21 protein-coding genes and 1 riboswitch are annotated in these 16,933 nt (G+C 48.1%); of the genes, 8 read left to right on the plus strand and 13 right to left on the minus strand.

Annotated elements, in window-relative coordinates; all coding sequences use genetic code 11:
• The first annotated feature begins 57 nt into the window (after positions 1-57).
• On the plus strand, positions 58-729 hold the full coding sequence (locus tag AXX12_RS15540; protein ID WP_066244741.1) for a TerC family protein: 672 nt from the start codon (positions 58-60) through the stop codon (positions 727-729).
• 206 nt (positions 730-935) lie between these two features.
• Here the strand turns inward: AXX12_RS15540 and AXX12_RS15545 are convergent, their stop codons facing one another.
• The 10 genes from AXX12_RS15545 to hisG all read right to left on the minus strand — a co-directional run bounded on the left by AXX12_RS15545 (position 936) and on the right by hisG (position 9,258).
• Positions 936-1,352: a YkvA family protein gene (locus AXX12_RS15545; protein WP_197470752.1), complete on the minus strand. Its 417-nt coding sequence runs from the start codon at positions 1,350-1,352 to the stop codon at positions 936-938.
• Between the two features lie 90 nt (positions 1,353-1,442).
• Positions 1,443-2,678 carry an LL-diaminopimelate aminotransferase gene (locus AXX12_RS15550; RefSeq protein WP_066244743.1) on the minus strand — a complete coding sequence of 412 codons (1,236 nt, stop codon included), beginning with the start codon at positions 2,676-2,678 and terminating at the stop codon, positions 1,443-1,445.
• Between the two features lie 136 nt (positions 2,679-2,814).
• Positions 2,815-3,468, minus strand: a complete 654-nt coding sequence (hisIE, locus tag AXX12_RS15555; RefSeq protein WP_066244747.1) for a bifunctional phosphoribosyl-AMP cyclohydrolase/phosphoribosyl-ATP diphosphatase HisIE — start codon at positions 3,466-3,468, stop codon at positions 2,815-2,817.
• Positions 3,465-4,223 (minus strand): imidazole glycerol phosphate synthase subunit HisF, encoded by a 759-nt coding sequence (hisF, locus tag AXX12_RS15560; RefSeq protein ID WP_066244749.1) that lies wholly within the window; start codon positions 4,221-4,223, stop codon positions 3,465-3,467. The genes hisIE and hisF overlap by 4 nt, the downstream gene beginning before the upstream one ends.
• The gene (gene hisA / locus AXX12_RS15565; RefSeq protein ID WP_066244750.1) at positions 4,217-4,957 is read right to left on the minus strand and encodes a 1-(5-phosphoribosyl)-5-[(5-phosphoribosylamino)methylideneamino]imidazole-4-carboxamide isomerase; all 741 of its coding nucleotides are present in this window, start codon (positions 4,955-4,957) and stop codon (positions 4,217-4,219) included. The genes hisF and hisA overlap by 7 nt, the downstream gene beginning before the upstream one ends.
• 14 nt (positions 4,958-4,971) lie before the next feature.
• Positions 4,972-5,595 carry an imidazole glycerol phosphate synthase subunit HisH gene (gene hisH / locus AXX12_RS15570; protein ID WP_066244752.1) on the minus strand — a complete coding sequence of 208 codons (624 nt, stop codon included), beginning with the start codon at positions 5,593-5,595 and terminating at the stop codon, positions 4,972-4,974.
• Complete coding sequence (hisB, locus tag AXX12_RS15575) at positions 5,595-6,182, minus strand: imidazoleglycerol-phosphate dehydratase HisB (protein ID WP_066244755.1); 588 nt, start codon at positions 6,180-6,182, stop codon at positions 5,595-5,597. Before hisB ends, hisH begins: the two co-directional genes overlap by 1 nt.
• A gap of 6 nt (positions 6,183-6,188) precedes the next feature.
• A complete protein-coding gene (hisC, locus tag AXX12_RS15580; protein ID WP_066244757.1) occupies positions 6,189-7,253 on the minus strand; it encodes a histidinol-phosphate transaminase in 1,065 nt (354 codons plus the stop codon).
• Positions 7,250-8,596 (minus strand): histidinol dehydrogenase, encoded by a 1,347-nt coding sequence (gene hisD, locus AXX12_RS15585; protein ID WP_066244759.1) that lies wholly within the window; start codon positions 8,594-8,596, stop codon positions 7,250-7,252. The genes hisC and hisD overlap by 4 nt, the downstream gene beginning before the upstream one ends.
• Positions 8,593-9,258 carry an ATP phosphoribosyltransferase gene (hisG, locus tag AXX12_RS15590; RefSeq protein ID WP_066244761.1) on the minus strand — a complete coding sequence of 222 codons (666 nt, stop codon included), beginning with the start codon at positions 9,256-9,258 and terminating at the stop codon, positions 8,593-8,595. The genes hisD and hisG overlap by 4 nt, the downstream gene beginning before the upstream one ends.
• Before the next feature lie 177 nt (positions 9,259-9,435).
• On the opposite strand from hisG, the gene AXX12_RS15595 reads away from it, so the two are divergent.
• Complete coding sequence (locus AXX12_RS15595) at positions 9,436-10,389, plus strand: D-2-hydroxyacid dehydrogenase (protein ID WP_066244764.1); 954 nt, start codon at positions 9,436-9,438, stop codon at positions 10,387-10,389.
• A 172-nt stretch (positions 10,390-10,561) separates the two neighbouring features.
• On the opposite strand, the gene AXX12_RS15600 is transcribed toward AXX12_RS15595, so the two are convergent.
• The 3 genes from AXX12_RS15600 to AXX12_RS15610 are packed head-to-tail and all read right to left on the minus strand — an operon-like array spanning position 10,562 to position 12,590.
• Complete coding sequence (locus AXX12_RS15600; RefSeq protein WP_066244765.1) at positions 10,562-11,089, minus strand: HD domain-containing protein; 528 nt, start codon at positions 11,087-11,089, stop codon at positions 10,562-10,564.
• Positions 11,090-12,277, minus strand: a complete 1,188-nt coding sequence (hisZ, locus tag AXX12_RS15605; protein ID WP_066244767.1) for an ATP phosphoribosyltransferase regulatory subunit — start codon at positions 12,275-12,277, stop codon at positions 11,090-11,092.
• Entirely contained in the window at positions 12,264-12,590 is a 327-nt protein-coding gene (locus AXX12_RS15610) for a YerC/YecD family TrpR-related protein (RefSeq protein ID WP_066244769.1), read from the minus strand. Before AXX12_RS15610 ends, hisZ begins: the two co-directional genes overlap by 14 nt.
• Before the next feature lie 337 nt (positions 12,591-12,927).
• Positions 12,928-13,032: riboswitch (SAM riboswitch) on the plus strand.
• A gap of 71 nt (positions 13,033-13,103) precedes the next feature.
• Between AXX12_RS15610 and AXX12_RS15615 the strand changes: the two genes are divergently transcribed.
• From AXX12_RS15615 to AXX12_RS19075, 6 genes are all read left to right on the plus strand, one after another.
• The gene (locus AXX12_RS15615) at positions 13,104-14,162 is read left to right on the plus strand and encodes a methionine ABC transporter ATP-binding protein (protein ID WP_066244771.1); all 1,059 of its coding nucleotides are present in this window, start codon (positions 13,104-13,106) and stop codon (positions 14,160-14,162) included.
• Positions 14,131-14,781 carry a methionine ABC transporter permease gene (locus tag AXX12_RS15620; RefSeq protein WP_066244773.1) on the plus strand — a complete coding sequence of 217 codons (651 nt, stop codon included), beginning with the start codon at positions 14,131-14,133 and terminating at the stop codon, positions 14,779-14,781. The genes AXX12_RS15615 and AXX12_RS15620 overlap by 32 nt, the downstream gene beginning before the upstream one ends.
• 146 nt (positions 14,782-14,927) lie before the next feature.
• Positions 14,928-15,734 (plus strand): MetQ/NlpA family ABC transporter substrate-binding protein, encoded by an 807-nt coding sequence (locus tag AXX12_RS15625; RefSeq protein ID WP_082816919.1) that lies wholly within the window; start codon positions 14,928-14,930, stop codon positions 15,732-15,734.
• A gap of 489 nt (positions 15,735-16,223) precedes the next feature.
• Positions 16,224-16,568, plus strand: a complete 345-nt coding sequence (locus tag AXX12_RS15630; protein WP_066244775.1) for a hypothetical protein — start codon at positions 16,224-16,226, stop codon at positions 16,566-16,568.
• 22 nt (positions 16,569-16,590) lie between these two features.
• The gene (locus AXX12_RS19660) at positions 16,591-16,737 is read left to right on the plus strand and encodes a hypothetical protein (RefSeq protein ID WP_197470753.1); all 147 of its coding nucleotides are present in this window, start codon (positions 16,591-16,593) and stop codon (positions 16,735-16,737) included.
• 23 nt (positions 16,738-16,760) lie between these two features.
• Positions 16,761-16,913: a small acid-soluble spore protein P gene (locus AXX12_RS19075; protein WP_082816920.1), complete on the plus strand. Its 153-nt coding sequence runs from the start codon at positions 16,761-16,763 to the stop codon at positions 16,911-16,913.
• The last annotated feature ends 20 nt before the right edge of the window (positions 16,914-16,933 follow it).

Consider the following 16,933-nt stretch of genomic DNA (forward strand, 5'->3'; position numbering starts at 1 on the left):
CTGTGTATCTTAAACGCGAGTTATCGACAACGGATTTCATTATGTCAGGAGGCTAAAATGGACTTTTTTTCGATTTCCTTTCTTTCCTCCTTGGTGTCCATTGTCGTAATTGATTTAGTTCTAGCTGGGGATAACGCACTCGTTATCGGCATGGCTGCCCGGAACATCGCCAAGGAACAACAAAAAACAGCCATCATTTGGGGAACAGCTGGCGCGGTAATTATTCGTGCACTGGCAACACTAATCGTTGTTTGGCTGCTGAAGATTCCCGGTTTGTTGGCTGTCGGTGGAGTTGCGCTGATTTGGATTTCCTATAAAATCTTGACAGAGAAAAAAGAGATTGAAAATGTCCAGGCTGCTCCGACTATCGGGGCCGCAATCCGCACGGTCATTATAGCAGACGCGGCTATGGGAATTGACAACGTAATCGCCGTCGCCGGAGCGGCTCACGGCAATTTTATGCTGGTTATTTTCGGTTTAGCCATCAGTGTCCCGGTTGTTGTTTGGGGCAGCACGCTATTTATCCGTCTGCTTGACAGATTCCCTGCTCTCATCTATGTTGGCGGTGGAATTTTAGCCTGGACTGCCGCTAAGATGTTAGTTGATGAACCGCTGTGGCGTTCGTTCTTTACAGACAATCCAATGCTGCGGTGGCTAGTCCTGCTGCTTATTGTTGGCAGCGTGTTGGGAGTCGGAGCGATGAAGCGGCGTGAAGTAGGTGTACAGTAGGCATCAGTTAAAAGCTATCGGGTTCTAAAAAACGCCCTGCAGGGCGTTAAAAAACATAAGGAACGGAGCACTAGCGCCACTAACCGCACGAGCGCCACTATGATTACGGCGATAATAATCATCGGTTCTTTTGTGTCGCTAGTGTATCGCTAGTGTATCGCTAGTGCCGCTTGTGTTCATCGTACTATAGGGTTATTCTTGGCGTGTCAGTTGAGAACAAAGCGCCAAAACAGGTAGAACAAGATAGCCAGCCAACTCACTACGATAATAGCGCCTGCAGCCCAGATTTTCACTTTTTTGCTCAATGGATTCAAAGCAGCCTGGCGCCTGCAATCTGCCAGCACCTGCTGTGGAATCAATCGAAGCGCCAGCATAATGCCCAGCGGCACTAATATTATCTCATCAACATAACCTAACAAAGGAATAAAATCAGGAATAAAGTCAATCGGGCTGAACGCATATCCGACTACCACAGCGGCAATGATTTTAGGCAGCACCGGAGTCCTGCCATCACGAGCCGCTAAGTATAACACATAGAGTTCAGCCTTCCACTTTCCGGCTTGTTCTGCTAGTTTGCGTAAGACACCCCACTTGAAAAAACGACTTAGCAAGCGACTTCCCACGTTTGTACCACCTAACAATAGTATCATAATTTGAATAATGGCAGACTAAGAATAACGCACGTGCGTATATTGCTCAGTCTGCCATTACACTTATAGCTTGAGACGAGTTTTCAAGCGTTCCACAGCCTCAAGCGTGTTTTCTGCCTTGCCAAACGCTGTAAGGCGGAAATAACCCTGGCCGCTCGGGCCGAAGCCAACCCCGGGAGTGCCCACAATGTGAGCTTCATTTAACAATTTATCAAAGAATGTCCAAGAATCCATGTTTTGCGGCGTCTTTAACCAAATATATGGTGCATTCACGCCACCGAAGACTTCAAGGCCGATACTTTGCACTCCTTCACGAATTGCTTTGGCATTTTTCATGTAGTAGGCAATGATTTCGTGAATCTGCTTTTGTCCTTCAGGAGTATAGACTGCTTCTGCGCCCTTTTGCACAATATAGGGAGCTCCATTGAATTTAGTAGTCTGCCGACGATTCCAGAGCTTATTAAACGGATAGGCCTCACCGCTTGCCGTATAACCCATGACAGTTTTAGGCACAACGGTAAAGGCGCAACGGGTACCGGTGAATCCTGCGTTCTTTGAAAAGGTGCGGAATTCAATCGCCACTTCTTTGGCGCCTTCTACTTCATAGATGCTGTGAGGAATATCATCTTCTTGAATATAGGCTTCATAGGCAGCGTCGTATAGAATAACAGCCTTATTCTCCCGCGCATAATCAACCCATTTTTTCAGTTCAGACTTCTTCAATGTTGTACCTGTCGGATTGTTCGGGAAACAGAGATAGATGAGATCGACTTTTTCTTTTGGCAGCTCGGGAACAAATGAATTGCCAGCATGACAAGGAATGTACACAATATTAGCATAGCGGCCGTCTTTGCCGAGTAGACCGCTGCGTCCTGCCATGACGTTTGTGTCAATATAGACCGGATAAACCGGATCAGTCATAGCCACCTTAGTGTCCAGGCTGAATATCTCCTGAATATTGCCGGTATCGCTTTTTGAGCCATCACTAACGAAAACCTCGTCAGTGTCGAGTTGAATTCCGAGGGGAGCATAATCAAATTGAATAATTTTTTCGATAAGGAATGTGTAGCCTTGTTCCGGTCCATAACCACGAAACGTTTCGTCACTGCCCATCTCATCCACCGCTTTGTGCAAACCATCAATGATGGTTGGGGGAAGTGCCTTCGTGACATCGCCGATTCCTAACCGGATAATGTCTGCCTCAGGATGGGCTGTTTTATAAGCTGCCACCCGCCTGGATATTTCTGCGAACAGATAGCTTCCAGGTAAGTTAAGATAATTCTCATTAATTTTTGTCATGCGGTTGCTCCTTTCGTCCAATCACAGTTCACGTAGTCTGTTCTCATTAATAGAGTGTTGCCCCAGGGGCTCACACTATACATATTTTCGCTGCACTCCCCACTTTTTCCTTTTGCAGCACCGGCAATTTGTTTGATTACTTACGTCTCCCTTGCAGTTCCTCTAGCAATTCTGCTGGTGTAATATTATGATAGCCGAGCAAAACCAAACAGTGATACCATAGATCGGCCATTTCATAGAGAATTTCACTCTTGCTCTGGTTTTTCGAGGCGATGATGGTTTCCGCCGCTTCTTCGCCAACCTTCTTCAGAATTTTATCCTGTCCTTTATCAAACAGATAATTCGTGTATGAGCCTTCTTTACGATTGGTCTTACGACCAATAATGACTTCGTAGAGTTCCTGGAGCACGACTGCCGCAGGGCGTTCGTCAGCAGGCTGACTTCCGTTAGTTTCGTCGACAGGTATGGCCGCAGTTTCAATCCGCCGGCTGAAGCAAGAATAGGTTCCCTCATGACAGGCAGGGCCTGTTTGTTCCACTTCAACCAAGAGTGTATCAGCATCACAATCATAATGGATTGACTTCACCTGCTGAATATGACCAGAGGTTTCGCCCTTTTGCCACAAGCGATTACGACTGCGGCTGTAAAACCAAGTCAGACCGGTAGCCAGTGTTTTTTCCAAAGACTCCTTGTTCATATAAGCAAGCATCAATACAGTCCGCGTATTTACGTCCTGGATAATCGCCGGTACTAGGCCCCTATCATCAAATTGAATCATGTCAACAGTCATAACCGAACCTCCAAACCATTTTTTTGTAGATACTCTTTTACTTTCCGAATGGAAAATTGGCCATAGTGAAAGACTGAGGCGGCCAATACAGCATCAGCGCTACCGGTTGTCAGAGCGTCAGAGAAATGCGTCAAACAACCGGCGCCCCCAGAAGCGATAACCGGAACGTTGACCGAGTCAGACACTGCCTTCGTCAGATTTAAATCATAACCATCCTTGGTTCCGTCGCAATCCATACTGGTTAGTAGAATCTCACCAGCGCCAAGCGCCGTGCCGCGCTTTACCCAATCGATAACATCGATGCCGGTAGCCGTCCTGCCGCCATGAATATATACTTCCCAGCGGTTATCACCCGCCCGGCGGGCATCCACCGCTAATACAATGCATTGGCTGCCAAACCGTTTGGCGCCTTCGGCAATGAGCTCCGGATTTTGCACAGCCGCAGTATTTAGCGATACTTTATCCGCTCCCGCCATCAACAACTGGCGGATATCTCCCATGGTGCGGATACCGCCGCCAACAGTAAAGGGAATAAATACAGCCGCCGCTGTTCGTTCCACCACGTCAAGCATAGTAGCCCGTCCATCTGACGAGGCGGTGATATCAAGAAAGACCAACTCATCAGCAAGTTCTCGGTCATAAAAGGCAGCAAGCTCAACCGGATCACCGGCATCGCGGAGACTAACAAAGTTTGTGCCTTTTACCACTCTGCCGTCCTTCACATCCAAGCAAGGAATAATTCGCTTCGTTAGCATGGACTGCCTCCCTCGCCGCGAATTGTCTTTAACGCTTCCGGCAGTGACAATGTCCCCGCATACAGCGCTTTACCGACAATGACTCCCTCAATGCCACTAGGAGCAGATTGCAGGGCGCAAATATCTGTCATGTCTTTGACGCCGCCGGAGGCGATCACTTTGATATTTGCTTGTCTAGCCAAATCTACGCTAGCAGCAATATTCACTCCCGACAAGGTGCCATCGCGACTGATATCGGTAAAGATTATCCTCTCCACACCAGTTTTCGCCATCGTGGAGGCCAATTCGACCGCCGTAATGCCACCGCTTTTCCCCCAGCCTTCCACTGCAACCATGCCATTACGAGCGTCGATGCCGACAACAATCTTTTCACGATAGCGGCGACAAGCTTCGGTTACCAAGTCTGGTTGCTTGACTGCCACTGACCCGAGAATGACGCGGTTAACCCCGGCGCTGAGTAACGATTCGATGGTATTCAGATTGCGAATACCGCCGCCGACCTGCACGGGAACTTTGACAGCGCTAACAATAGCCTTAATGATGGCAAAATTGACTGGCTTTCCCGCCAATGCGCCATCGAGATCAACAATATGGAGAAATTCGCCGCCCTCTGACTGCCAGCGCACCGCCATCTCAACCGGGTTTTCCGCAAATACAGTTTCTCGGTCAAAACGCCCTTCCGTCAGCCGCACGCATTTGCCGCCGCGAATATCGATTGCCGGAAATAAAATCATGCTTGTATCTCCTCTCATTCCACAGCCAGGAAATTGTTCAGTATGCTCATTCCGCTGGCGCTTGACTTCTCAGGATGAAACTGCACTGCCTGGACCTTGCCTCGCCCGACAGCGGCTGTAACGATCCCGCCATAAGTCGTGCTAGCAGTTAGCAGAGATGGATCAGCGGGAACTGCATGATAACTGTGCACAAAGTAAACGAAAGGAGCGGCCGAAAGCTGGTTAAACAACAGACTGGTTTGATGAAACTGAAGACTATTCCACCCCATATGTGGCACCTTCAAGCCTGATGCTTCAATCTTTCGAACAAAGCCGGGGAAAATTCCTAATCCTTTCACACCAGGCGCTTCGTCACTACCTTCAAATAACATTTGCAGTCCCAGGCAAATGCCAAGAAATGGCTTGTCATCAGCAATTAGCTGATAAATTACTGTATCTAGTCCGTATTGACGGATATTATCCATACAATCGCCAAAAGCGCCAACTCCTGGCAACACCACCCGTTTGGCTGTCACTATAACCTCAGGAGAACGAGTTACTGCGACAACAGCGCCAAGTTTTTCAAACGCCTTGGCAACGCTGCGGAGATTGCCCATACCATAGTCAATAATTGCCACATCGGCTGCAGTCTGCCCCATTACACCAACACTCCTTTAGTGGATGGCACTCCCTTGACGCGAGGATCAAGACTTGTCGCCTCATCGAGCGCCCGCCCCAGGGCTTTAAACACAGCTTCGATAATGTGGTGAGTATTTTTGCCTGCCATCTGCTTAACATGCAGAGTAAGCCCGGCATTCACAACCAAGGCGCGTAAGAACTCTTCCACCAGCTCGGTTTCAAAGCCGCCAAGATTAGCGGCTGGAAGCTCTAGGTCACAGGCAAGGAATGGCCTGCCACTGATATCAATTGATACCATAACCAGCGCTTCATCCATCGGCAAAAACACCGTCCCGTAGCGGCGAATTCCCTGTTTGTCGCCCAAACATTTGGCGAGCGCCTGTCCTAATACAATACCGCAATCTTCTACTGTATGATGCCCGTCAACACACAAGTCTCCCTCTGCCTTCAGCGTCAGGTCAATCAAGCCATGCTTTGACCAAAGAGTAAGCATATGATCGAAAAAGCCGATGCCGGTACTCAGCGTTGAATTTCCTTCACCATCAAGACAGAGACTGGCGTAAATTCGGGTCTCCCCAGTTTGACGTTCAATTGTTGTCTCACGCATAGCATCTCACTCCTGTCGATTGCCTTGTAATCGGCTAAACCTCTCAATAACCGAGAAGACTAAATTATTTTCCGATGGTGAACCAATCGAAATCCGTAAGCAATTAACAAGTCCTGGCGATCGGCTGAAATCCCGGATACCGATGTCTGCAGTTGCCAACAGCGCAGCCAAATCCGCGGATCGCTCTGTTTTTATTAATAAGAAGTTAGTTTCTGAGGGGAAAACAGTAATCCCTGGCAAGCCAGCTAGACGATTAGCCAATCGACTACGTTCACAGATGATCTGTTCGATACCCGGAACGAACTCAGCCTGGTAGTCGAGAACAGTTTCCGCAGCAAGTAGCGAGAGCGCATTGACATGATAAGGTAGCAGGACTTTGCCAACCGCGGCACTGATATCGGTCGATGTTAACAAGTAACCGATCCGTGCTGCTGCCAGACCATAGGCTTTGGAAAAAGTGCGTACAATGATCAAATTCTTATTTGTCTTGAGCAAATCGACTGCCGAAGTTTTATAAAATTCGAGGTAGGCTTCATCCACCACCAACGGGCAGGTGAGCTCTCGGGCCAACTCAGCAATACTATCTGGCGGTAGCACATTGCCAGTCGGATTATTGGGATTGCAGACAATGGCCAAATCGGCATATTGCGCCTGATTCCGAAACGCATCAATAGACAGTGAATAATCGCTTTCCAGTTTTACAGGAACTGGCTGACTGTCAGCTAAACGGATATAAACAGGATACATGGAGAAGGATGGTTCCGGATAGACAATCTTGTGGCCTGATCCGCCAAACACATGACATATCGCCGCCAGCAGTTCGCTGGAGCCGTTGCCAACCTGGATTTGTTCCACCGTACAACCCACCGCAGCGGCGAGCTTCTTACGCAGCGAGTACGCAGTTATTTCCGGATAGCGGTTAAACGGCAGTGCAGCCAAGCGTTCACTAATTACCTTAGCGACTGTTGGCGGCAAGCCATCAGTCCGCTCATTCGCATCCAGTTTTATCGGCCAATTGGCCTCTTCGATACTGTAAGGTTGTAATGCCTCAAGTCCTGACCGAAACTTCATTCTTCTTCCCTCCGCACAGCCACAGCTCTGGCATGAGCGTCAAGCCCTTCTGCGCTGGCTAAGGCGATAATATCGCTGCTCGCAGCTTGCAGCGCCTCACGAGTATAGGCAATAATGCTGCTGCGTTTCATAAAGGTTTCGACATTCAAAACAGAATAAAAGCGGGCCGTACCGCCGGTTGGCAGTACATGGTTCGGCCCGGCGTAGTAGTCACCGACCGGTTCCGGCGACCAGGGACCCAGGAAAACTGCTCCCGCATGTCTGATCTGGGGTAACAGTAAAAACGGTTCCGCGGTCAGGATTTCTAAATGCTCAGGAGCGGCAATATTAGCATATTCTACGGCATCGTCTAGGTTGGACGCAATAAGGATCAACCCCTGCTTTTCGAGCGAAGCTGACGCAATCTCTCGTTTAGGCAAGTCTGTCAGCTGCTTTGCTAATTTGATCTTCACCGCGGCCGCCAGTGTTGCGCTATCGGTAATCAAGATTGCGGCGGCTAATTCATCATGTTCGGCTTGGCTAAGCATATCTGCCGCGATATAACGCGGATTGGCGCTAGCGTCGGCAATGATCAAAATCTCGCTGGGGCCGGCCAACATATCAATATCACAATAACCGTAAACTGCCTTTTTAGCTAACGTTACAAACAGATTACCAGGACCAGTGATTTTATCCACCTTAGGAATTGTCGCCGTGCCAAAGGCCAAAGCAGCGATAGCCTGGGCGCCGCCCATGCGAAAAACTCGCGTAACCCCAGCCTCACGCGCTGCGATTAGCACAAGTGGATTAACCGAACCATCCTTTGCCGGCGGTACTGCCATGATAATTTCTTTGACACCGGCGACCGTAGCCGGTACGGCGTTCATTATCACTGATGAGGGATAGGAAGCCTTGCCGCCAGGTACATAGATACCTACCCGATCAAGCGGCAGACATGTCTGCCCAAGCATTGCCCCATGCTCCCGGTAGGTCAAAAAGGATTTGGGTTTCTGCTCCTGATGATAGCGTCTGACATTGGCGACTGCGCGTCGCAGCGCAGCCAGCAGCTCTGGCTCAACAGAGGCAAACGCGGCAGAAAACTCCTCCTCGCTGACCTCTATGTTATCCGTGTTAATAACGGCGCCATCAAGGGCGGCTGTATAATCAAAAACGGCTTTATCGCCAACGGTACGCACGTCAGCTACGATTTGATTAACCACCTCTTGGGCAGTCATATCTCGCCCAAACATCTCAAACACGCGCCGTCTCGCCGACGCATTCAGCACTACTGAGTCGAACGCCGGTTTAATCAATAAGCGCTCTATTTCTTGACGGCTAATGTCTGCCGCTACAACAGTTCTCACTTGACAACCCTTCCTTCCATCTGTTGTTTCAAACCAGCAGTCAATTGATGAATCCGCTCAAATTTCATCTTAAAACTTACCCGATTCGCAATCAGGCGAGCAGTCGTTGGCAGCACAGAGGCGATCTCAACCAGATTATTTTCTTTTAGCGTGCGGCCTGTTTCCACCAGATCAACAATTAATTCAGACAGGCCTACCATCGGCGCCAGCTCAATTGAACCGTTTAGTTTGATAAATTCTACTTGAACTCCCTTATCCCGAAAAAACTGTTCGGCGATGACAGGATATTTGGTGGCCACCCGCATGTGCGCATAATCACTCAACTTTTCTCGCTGCAGATGTCTAGGCACTGCGACTACCATCCGGCAAAAGCCAAATCCCAGGTCGATCAGTTCGTACACGTCACGCTTGTCTTCGACGAGTACGTCTTTACCGATAACACCGATGTCAGCAGCGCCATATTCAACATATGTAGGCAAATCTGACGTTTTGGTGATGATAAAGCGGAGTTTAGCATCTTCGTTTGTAATAACCAGTTTTCGCGAGTTTTCGCTCAAATCTTCTGCGCTGTAGCCTAATTGAGCCAACATATCGGTTGCTGGTTTGAATAACTTGCCTTTTGGCAAAGCTATTGTCAAATAATTCATATCAACTGAGGTCATTATATTCCTCCGTATTCTTTATTACGTTAAATTATTAATATGATAACATGGTATCATGGGATATTCTTAGAGTCAACAATTTTCTAATCTTCATTTGCCTAATCAGGAAATGTAGGACTTTTCAATTTTTTGTAGAAGTATACTTAAAATAGTGAAGCTTGAAGGGGGCTTATCGTTATGACACCCACACTTAATGTGCTGATCCTCAATCCCCTGAGTGATCGCCACATCACTACCATCACGAATTTGGTTCCACAAGCTCGAATCACCGTTAGTGATTTGGAAAGTGCTCGAGAGTATATAGAGAATACCGACGTAATCGTTGCCATGGGGATGACTGATATTCGTCCGCTGTTTTCGCAAGCGCCGAAATTAAAGTGGGTTCATGCCTTAACTGCAGGAGTGGAGAATCTAGTTTTCCCCGAAATGCAAAATAGCAATGTAGTTTTAACCAATTCGCGCGGTATACATGGCATCCCGGTATCTGAGCATGTCTTATCACTCATCCTTGCGTTCAGCCGTTGCCTACATGTATTGATTAGGCAGCAAATCGATAAAAAGTGGAAGCGAACTTTACCTGATGAAATTCATGAAAAAACCATTGGCATTATCGGCTTAGGCAGTATTGGCCGTGAAATTGCCAAAAAGTCCAAGGGACTGGGCATGCAAGTATTAGCGACAAAGCGCAGAGCTTCCCAAGAGATTTTTGTTGATAAAATGTATGCTCCTGATAAACTGCTGGAAATGCTCTCCTTTTGCGACTTTGTTGTTGTTTCTCTGCCGCTAACGGAAGAGACGAGGGAGTTATTGCGTTTAGAGCACTTCACCGCCATGAAGCGGTCTGCCTATCTGATCAATATCGCCCGCGGCGATGTCATTCGTCAATCAGACTTGGTTCAGGCACTTCAAGAGGGATTAATTCGCGGCGCTGGCCTTGATGTCTTTGACCAGGAACCGTTGCCTGAGGACAGTCCCTTATGGGATATGCCAAATGTCATCATTTCTCCCCATGTTGCCGCCAGTTCGCCATATTATTTAGATAGGGCGATCAAGACCTTCGCCGATAATCTTGCCCGCTATGCAAACGGCGGAGAGATGTTTAATATTATCGACAAGTCCAAGGGATATTAAATAACAAAAAACCCGGCCGAAGCCGGGTTTTTGCTATTTCAGGGTAGAGGCTGTTACAAAATGTTCAGATGCTAGGCGCGACGAGGATTACGCCGCGCCGCGTACGATACGGGTACGCAAGCAAGTAACCGCAGGAGCAACAACGCAGATGGGCGTTTTGCAACAGCCTCTATTAATTCAAATCATCTGCTTGGCGCAGCAGGCTAAGTTCCTTTGAATCGGCCATGCCGGCAGGGTGATGATGATAGCGGACTAAATTGATGACCTGTTCTTCGGTTCCGGCTTGTCGCAGCAGTTTGGCGCCAATTTCTGGATGGTTCGCACTTACATAGAACGCATGGCGTAAGTTTTCCCAAGCACCGCCTCGTCCCTGTTTGCCCCACTTTTGAGCAAATCCGCTACCGAACACAGCCCTGCTGATAACAGCCATGATCTTATCGCTGGTGCTGACATCGCCTCGCCTGCGCCCAACATCATGTAACAGAGCTGCTTTGATCAAAACCGGCTGGTTAACTTCGCGCAGTCCACCAGCCAGCTCTGCTACAGTGTTTGCCACATTAAGACAATGCCGTTGATCTGGAAGGCTCATCTGCCTAAACAGCTCAAGTTCTGACTGAGTGAGATGCTTGGCGACAAAAGCCGCATCTTGCGGTGTAACTTCAGCCCGTATCGCTGATAACACTTGTTTAACGCGTCGCATTTACTCACCTATATACAGCAATTCCCGAAAACCGCGTTGACGTTGATTCTGTTCTGCCTTTGCTCTTAATTCAGCGATCGGTGAGAGTTCAACAACTGCGCCATCTTCGCGTAGTCGCCTAGTTGCTGCGATTGCCTCAAGTAGTTTTCCCTCTTGCCAACTTACATAAACGTCGCGCATGCCCTCTTGCTGATTGAGACCTTGCCGGTTAAGCGCCAGCAATAACCGCTCAATGCCCATTGCAAAGCCTGTGGCCGGACACTCCAGACCAAACGAAGCCAGCATGCGATCATAGCGTCCGCCGCCGCAGAAGGGGAACCCTAGTCCGGGAGTATATCCTTCAAACACCATGCCGGTGTAGTAATCGAAGTCACGAATAATGCCTAAGTCGAACGAAACATATTGCTGCAAACCATACGCGTGCAGCAATTCGAAAATAGCTTCCAAATTGTCGAGAGCGGCTCGGCTCGCAAAGTTAGTCACAAGGTCTCTAGCCGCGCTCAGTGCTTCCCGTCCACCACTCAAAAGTGGTATCTGACAAATTGCCGCTTGCTTTTCATTAGTCAGTCCACTCAGCTTCGTAGTGCGCTCGAGTCCCACTAAATCCCTTTTCACCAGACATTGTTTAATTTCTTGGCGTTCTTGCTCACTCAAGCCACCATCAGCCATGATACCGTTGATAAAATCCACCTGTCCCAGGCAAATGCGGAAATCGCGCAACCCGGCTGCAAGAGCGGCAGAAATAGCCAAGCCGATGACTTCAGCGTCAGCAGAAGGCTCAGATGCTCCCATCAACTCCACTCCAGCCTGGTGAAACTCGCATTGCCTGCCGGCTTGCGCTTCTTCATGGCGAAATACGTTTGTCAGATAAAACAGCCGCAACGGCAACGGCTTTTCCCGCAGCCGAGTCGCAGCCAATCTGGCAATTGGTATGGTCATTTCCGGTCGTAGCGCCAGTATTCGATTGCTACGATCAAAAAGGACAAACATTTGCTCAGACAGGTCTAAGCCCGTTCCGGTTGTTAAGGTCTGGAGATATTCCATTGTTGGAGTAACTACTTCCTCATAACCCCAAGAACCGAACTGGGTTGCCAACTTTTCCTCCAACACGCGTTTACCTCTGGCCTCAGCGGGCAAAAAGTCCTTAGTGCCATAGGGAATCTTGATTGCCGGCTCATTTGGTTTCATTGTCTCCTCCTTGCGCGAGTTGTTCCTCCAGACGCGTTAGCACGATATTATATCCGTCAGCGCCATAGTACAAACAGCGTTTAACACGACTAATTGTCGCTGTGCTTGCACCTGTTCGTTCGACAATTTCTTCATAGGTGTGACGCCGTTTTAACATACCCGCCACCTCAAGTCGCTGCGCTAGAGCCTTAATTTCACCAATGGTACAAACGTCTTCGAAAAATTGGTAACACTCTTCTTCTGTACGCAACAGCAAGATCGCCTTTACCAACTGATCGGTCAGTTCATCTTTCAGCTTTGGGTTTACCGTCATGACAGAATCCTCCTTTGTCTACACATATAACGCTAATTCGCCAATCATAACCATTTCCCTGCTTTACTTCTTTTATTCTTTACAAAGAGAAAATATAACAGAATAAGAGAACCGCTGTGGCGTCTTTGGGATATGGGCGAAACGATTTAGCGGTTAAAGCGTGCACTAAGATCGCTAGCGGCGCAAAGATAGTTATTATTCCGCTTTGCGGCGCTTGCGCCCTTCGCGGGCTTCGCGCTAACGACTTCTACGGTTATAGTTTCTGGACATTATAAAAAAGTATTGACTCCATATATTCAGTGTGCTAATATATATTTCATCAACTTCACACATTACCCATTCATCATGAGTTAGCTGAGGGACTGGCCCGATGACGCTGCGGCAACCATCGCTTTTGCGAAACGGTGCCAATTCCAACAGGAGTAATCCTGAGAGATGAGGGGAGACGGTATGTCTGCGTACCTCTTCACTCAGTGAAGAGGTTTTTGTTTTTTGTAGAAAGGAGAACAGCCTATGATTAACCTAAGTGGCATTGTAAAAACTTATCCGGGATCGTCGGGGCCGGTTCACGCGCTTAAAGGGGTCAGCATCCAGGTAAACAGCGGAGAAATATTCGGCGTCATCGGCAAAAGCGGCGCTGGTAAAAGTACGCTCATCCGTTGCATTAATATGCTGGAAAAGCCGACTGTTGGTACAGTCGTCGTGGATGGTCAGGAACTTTCATCCATGTCTGAAAGAGATTTGCGGGATGCCCGTAAGAAAATTGGCATGATTTTTCAGCACTTCAATCTATTGTCTTCACGTACGGTGTATGACAATATCGCTTTTCCGCTGGAATTAGTCGGCTGGGATAAGAAAAAGATTGAAGACGCGGTTTTACCTTTGTTAGATCTGGTCGGACTTAGCGACAAACGCAATCAATATCCTTCCCAACTAAGTGGCGGTCAAAAGCAGCGTGTCGGCATCGCCAGAGCGCTGGCAAGCCGGCCAAAGGTGCTGTTATGCGATGAAGCCACCTCTGCGCTTGATCCTCAGACCACACAGTCGATCCTGGAATTGCTAAAAGATATCAATAAAAGGCTTGGATTAACCATTGTCTTGATTACCCACGAAATGCAAGTCATTAAACAAATTTGCGACCGGGTTGCTGTGATCGAGAACGGTGTAATCATCGAACAAGGGCCTGTCATCGATTTGTTCGCCAAGCCAGAGACTACCACTACCCGCGAATTCATCCGGACGATTATCAACTATGATTTACCGGATATTTTCAAAGATACGGCCTTCTCGCCGGTTCCCTTGACAGACAGTCACTTAATCGTTCGCGTATCGTTTCTGGGAAAGGCCGCGAAAGAGCCGATCATCGCCTCCCTGATTCGCCACTGCAACGTCGATGTCAGTATTTTGTTTGGCAACATTGACCACATTCAGAACATACCGTTTGGAACATTAATCATTGAAGTAACTGGTGACACAACCTCAATGCAAAGCGCTCTAAACTATTTAGAAGCAAGAGAATTAGGAGTGGAGGTGATTGGCTATGTCAAACGAGATGCTCTTGCTATTAGCTGAATCACTGCTTGAAACGATATATATGGTTGGCGTCTCATCCTTCATCGCTACCTTGGTTGGCCTGCCGCTGGGAATAATCTTAGTGACAACTGCCCGCGGCCATATCCTGGAAAATATCGCACTCAACCGAACATTAGGCGCAATCGCTAACGCCGCCCGTTCCACTCCATTCATCATCCTAATGGTTGCGATTATTCCTTTAACCCGGTTGCTCGCCGGAACCTCGATCGGCACCAATGCCGCCATTGTGCCACTAAGTTTAGCGGCTATACCGTTTGTTGCGAGAATTATTGAGTCCGCACTGCAGGAAGTTGATCGCGGAGTAATTGAAGCAGCACAGGCGATGGGCGCGTCACCGACTCAGATTATCATCAAAGTTCTAGTCCCAGAAGCGCTGCCCGCAATTATTCTCGGTCTTACTCTCACGATTATTAATCTAATCGGTCATTCGGCCATGGCGGGCGCCATCGGTGGCGGCGGACTGGGCGATCTGGCCATCCGCTATGGCTATCAGCGTTTCCGGGCCGACGTTATGCTCATCACTGTCATTATCTTGATTGCTCAGGTTCAGATTGTACAATCCTGCGGTGATGCACTCGCCAAGAAGTTTAGGAAATAAGAAAAACGCTGCCACGGTCTTTGAGAACGAAAGAACGGTTTTTGGGCCGCGAAAACGCGAAAGGCGCTGCGTGTCTTTCGCGTTTTCGCGGCCAATCACTTTCACCGAGCGCAAAGGGATTGTGTTAAAATGGAGGATTATTAAAAATGAAAAAACTTTCCGTATTACTTCTTGTCGTATTTGCCGCCACTGTGTTCGCGGGTTGCGGCGGCGCCAAACAAGACGCGTCGAAAGCCAGCTCGATCAAAGTAGGCGTCACAGCAGGTCCGCATGCCGAGATCATGGATGTAGTGAAGAAAATCGCCGAAAAAGACGGCCTCAAGATTCAGGTCGTTGAATTTAATGATTACATTCAGCCCAATGTTGCTTTGAACCAAGGCGACATTGATGTAAACAGTTTCCAACATGAGCCGTATCTTGACAACATTGTTAAAGATCGCAAATTTGAACTTGTTTCCATTGCCAAGACTGTAATCTTCCCCATGGGACTGTATTCAAAAAAAGTGAAGAACCTGACTGAGATTAAGCCTGGCTCGGTTGTCGCCATCCCTAATGACCCGACGAACGGCGGCCGCGCATTGGCTCTGCTCGAAAGGCACGGAATGCTCAAACTCAAGCCTGGTCTTGGTCATAAAGCCACTGCCGCTGATATTCTAGAAAATCCGAAAAACCTGAAAATCAAAGAACTCGACGCTGCGCAATTGCCCCGTTCTATCGCCGACGTGGACTTGGCTGCAGTCAATACAAACTACGCCATCGCGGCTGGCATGGTTCCGGTTAAAGATGCCATTGCTCTTGAGGACGGCAACTCCCCTTACGCCAATCTGATTGTTGCGCGCATTAAAGACAAAGACAACCCAGCTTTCCAGAAATTAATCAAGGCCTATCAAACTGAAGAAGTCAGAAAGTTCATTCTCGATCACTTCAAAGGGTCTGTTATCGCAGCTTGGTAAGTTATATACTGTATACTTGTCCAGTCGCTTGAAAATTCAAACAACTCGTGTTATACTGTAATCAGAACAGAGGGAAAAGAAGCAGTTGGGCTCTCCGACAGGGAGCGATGGAGGTGATTCCATTGAAGGACGAAGGCGATTACCACCCGACAAGAAAATTCAGCGAGTTTTCTGTCGGTCAATGGAAGCCTTGCGACAATTGCATAGTCTAAGTATCACACATGTCATGACATGTTATGAACACAATCTAAATTGTGTAAGCAGCCGGCAAAACCCGGCTGCTTTTTCGTACGTTGATAAAGCCCCATCTACGTTGTTGACCTCGCAAACCCATTGCTAGCGTACCCTCTTGTACGCGTCGCTGCTGGATTCGCGAGGCCGCCTAGTATATGGGGCTTTCTAAACGCCCTTGTAAAAATATAAGGTTGATTTTTGCCACGGATAAAACCAGGCAAGTTTCTGCACGCTATAGATAGGGAGGTGACAAAAATGGCCGATCAGAATTTATCTATTAGTCAGCCTACGTTGGTTGCGGCATGGAACGAAAATTTACCGTTTCAGCTCCATCAGACAGATTCCTTTAGCGTGCGCGGCGATGCAGCTGATTCACAAGCGCTAAACATCCATGTTGACACAGCTGGTCATACAAAGTATAGCTTTGATTTCAAATGCACCTACCTTGACGACCGGTCTGTGCGAGTTGATTTAATTGATGTGGAAAAAGACGATGAATCAATAGATGAACGCACAACTATCGTCCAGGATCTAGTCGAAGATTATGTCCGTCATATCCACGAATGCGCTCAAGCAGTGCAATCCATCACTCACGATTGAGCCTGAGAACGGAGGAAAACCTATGAAAAAGCAGACAAGCCTCAACCCAGACAAAAATTTGATAAACACGGTGGATGAATTAAGCGTGCGGCCAACCAACAGTCACCAGGCCCAACAAATTCAGCAAGATCGCCGTGACAGGCGTAATGAAACCTTAAAAAATTCTTAACAGTTGCAAGAGGAGGAAACGCTATGACAAAACCCGAAGCATATCCCGTAGACCAATCCCCTGGACCAACGCGCGAAAAGAATGATGACAAAAATATGCCTGAACCCTTATCCGGGTCAAAAGAGGTTAAGAATAGAAACCACAAGGGCCAACGCCATGGCGGCCAAGGTTTCTAATGTGAAAGAGAAAATCGTCA

It is taken from the genome of Anaerosporomusa subterranea (assembly GCF_001611555.1).
GTDB lineage: Bacteria > Bacillota > Negativicutes > Sporomusales > Acetonemataceae > Anaerosporomusa > Anaerosporomusa subterranea.

Bases quoted from the DNA above. Each gene is read 5' to 3' on its own strand.
- hisIE (WP_066244747.1), bottom strand. From the start codon at position 3,468: ATGACTGTTGACATGATTCAATTTGATGATAGGGGCCTAGTACCGGCG.
- AXX12_RS15595 (WP_066244764.1), top strand. From the start codon at position 9,436: ATGACACCCACACTTAATGTGCTGATCCTCAATCCCCTGAGTGATCGC.
- hisF (WP_066244749.1), bottom strand. From the start codon at position 4,223: ATGCTAACGAAGCGAATTATTCCTTGCTTGGATGTGAAGGACGGCAGA.
- AXX12_RS15550 (WP_066244743.1), bottom strand. From the start codon at position 2,678: ATGACAAAAATTAATGAGAATTATCTTAACTTACCTGGAAGCTATCTG.
- AXX12_RS15610 (WP_066244769.1), bottom strand. From the start codon at position 12,590: ATGACGGTAAACCCAAAGCTGAAAGATGAACTGACCGATCAGTTGGTA.
- hisC (WP_066244757.1), bottom strand. From the start codon at position 7,253: ATGAAGTTTCGGTCAGGACTTGAGGCATTACAACCTTACAGTATCGAA.
- AXX12_RS19075 (WP_082816920.1), top strand. From the start codon at position 16,761: ATGACAAAACCCGAAGCATATCCCGTAGACCAATCCCCTGGACCAACG.
- AXX12_RS15620 (WP_066244773.1), top strand. From the start codon at position 14,131: ATGTCAAACGAGATGCTCTTGCTATTAGCTGAATCACTGCTTGAAACG.
- hisG (WP_066244761.1), bottom strand. From the start codon at position 9,258: ATGACCTCAGTTGATATGAATTATTTGACAATAGCTTTGCCAAAAGGC.
- AXX12_RS15600 (WP_066244765.1), bottom strand. From the start codon at position 11,089: ATGCGACGCGTTAAACAAGTGTTATCAGCGATACGGGCTGAAGTTACA.
- AXX12_RS15540 (WP_066244741.1), top strand. From the start codon at position 58: ATGGACTTTTTTTCGATTTCCTTTCTTTCCTCCTTGGTGTCCATTGTC.
- AXX12_RS15615 (WP_066244771.1), top strand. From the start codon at position 13,104: ATGATTAACCTAAGTGGCATTGTAAAAACTTATCCGGGATCGTCGGGG.
- AXX12_RS15630 (WP_066244775.1), top strand. From the start codon at position 16,224: ATGGCCGATCAGAATTTATCTATTAGTCAGCCTACGTTGGTTGCGGCA.
- AXX12_RS15625 (WP_082816919.1), top strand. From the start codon at position 14,928: ATGAAAAAACTTTCCGTATTACTTCTTGTCGTATTTGCCGCCACTGTG.
- hisZ (WP_066244767.1), bottom strand. From the start codon at position 12,277: ATGAAACCAAATGAGCCGGCAATCAAGATTCCCTATGGCACTAAGGAC.
- hisB (WP_066244755.1), bottom strand. From the start codon at position 6,182: ATGCGTGAGACAACAATTGAACGTCAAACTGGGGAGACCCGAATTTAC.
- AXX12_RS19660 (WP_197470753.1), top strand. From the start codon at position 16,591: ATGAAAAAGCAGACAAGCCTCAACCCAGACAAAAATTTGATAAACACG.
- hisA (WP_066244750.1), bottom strand. From the start codon at position 4,957: ATGATTTTATTTCCGGCAATCGATATTCGCGGCGGCAAATGCGTGCGG.
- hisH (WP_066244752.1), bottom strand. From the start codon at position 5,595: ATGGGGCAGACTGCAGCCGATGTGGCAATTATTGACTATGGTATGGGC.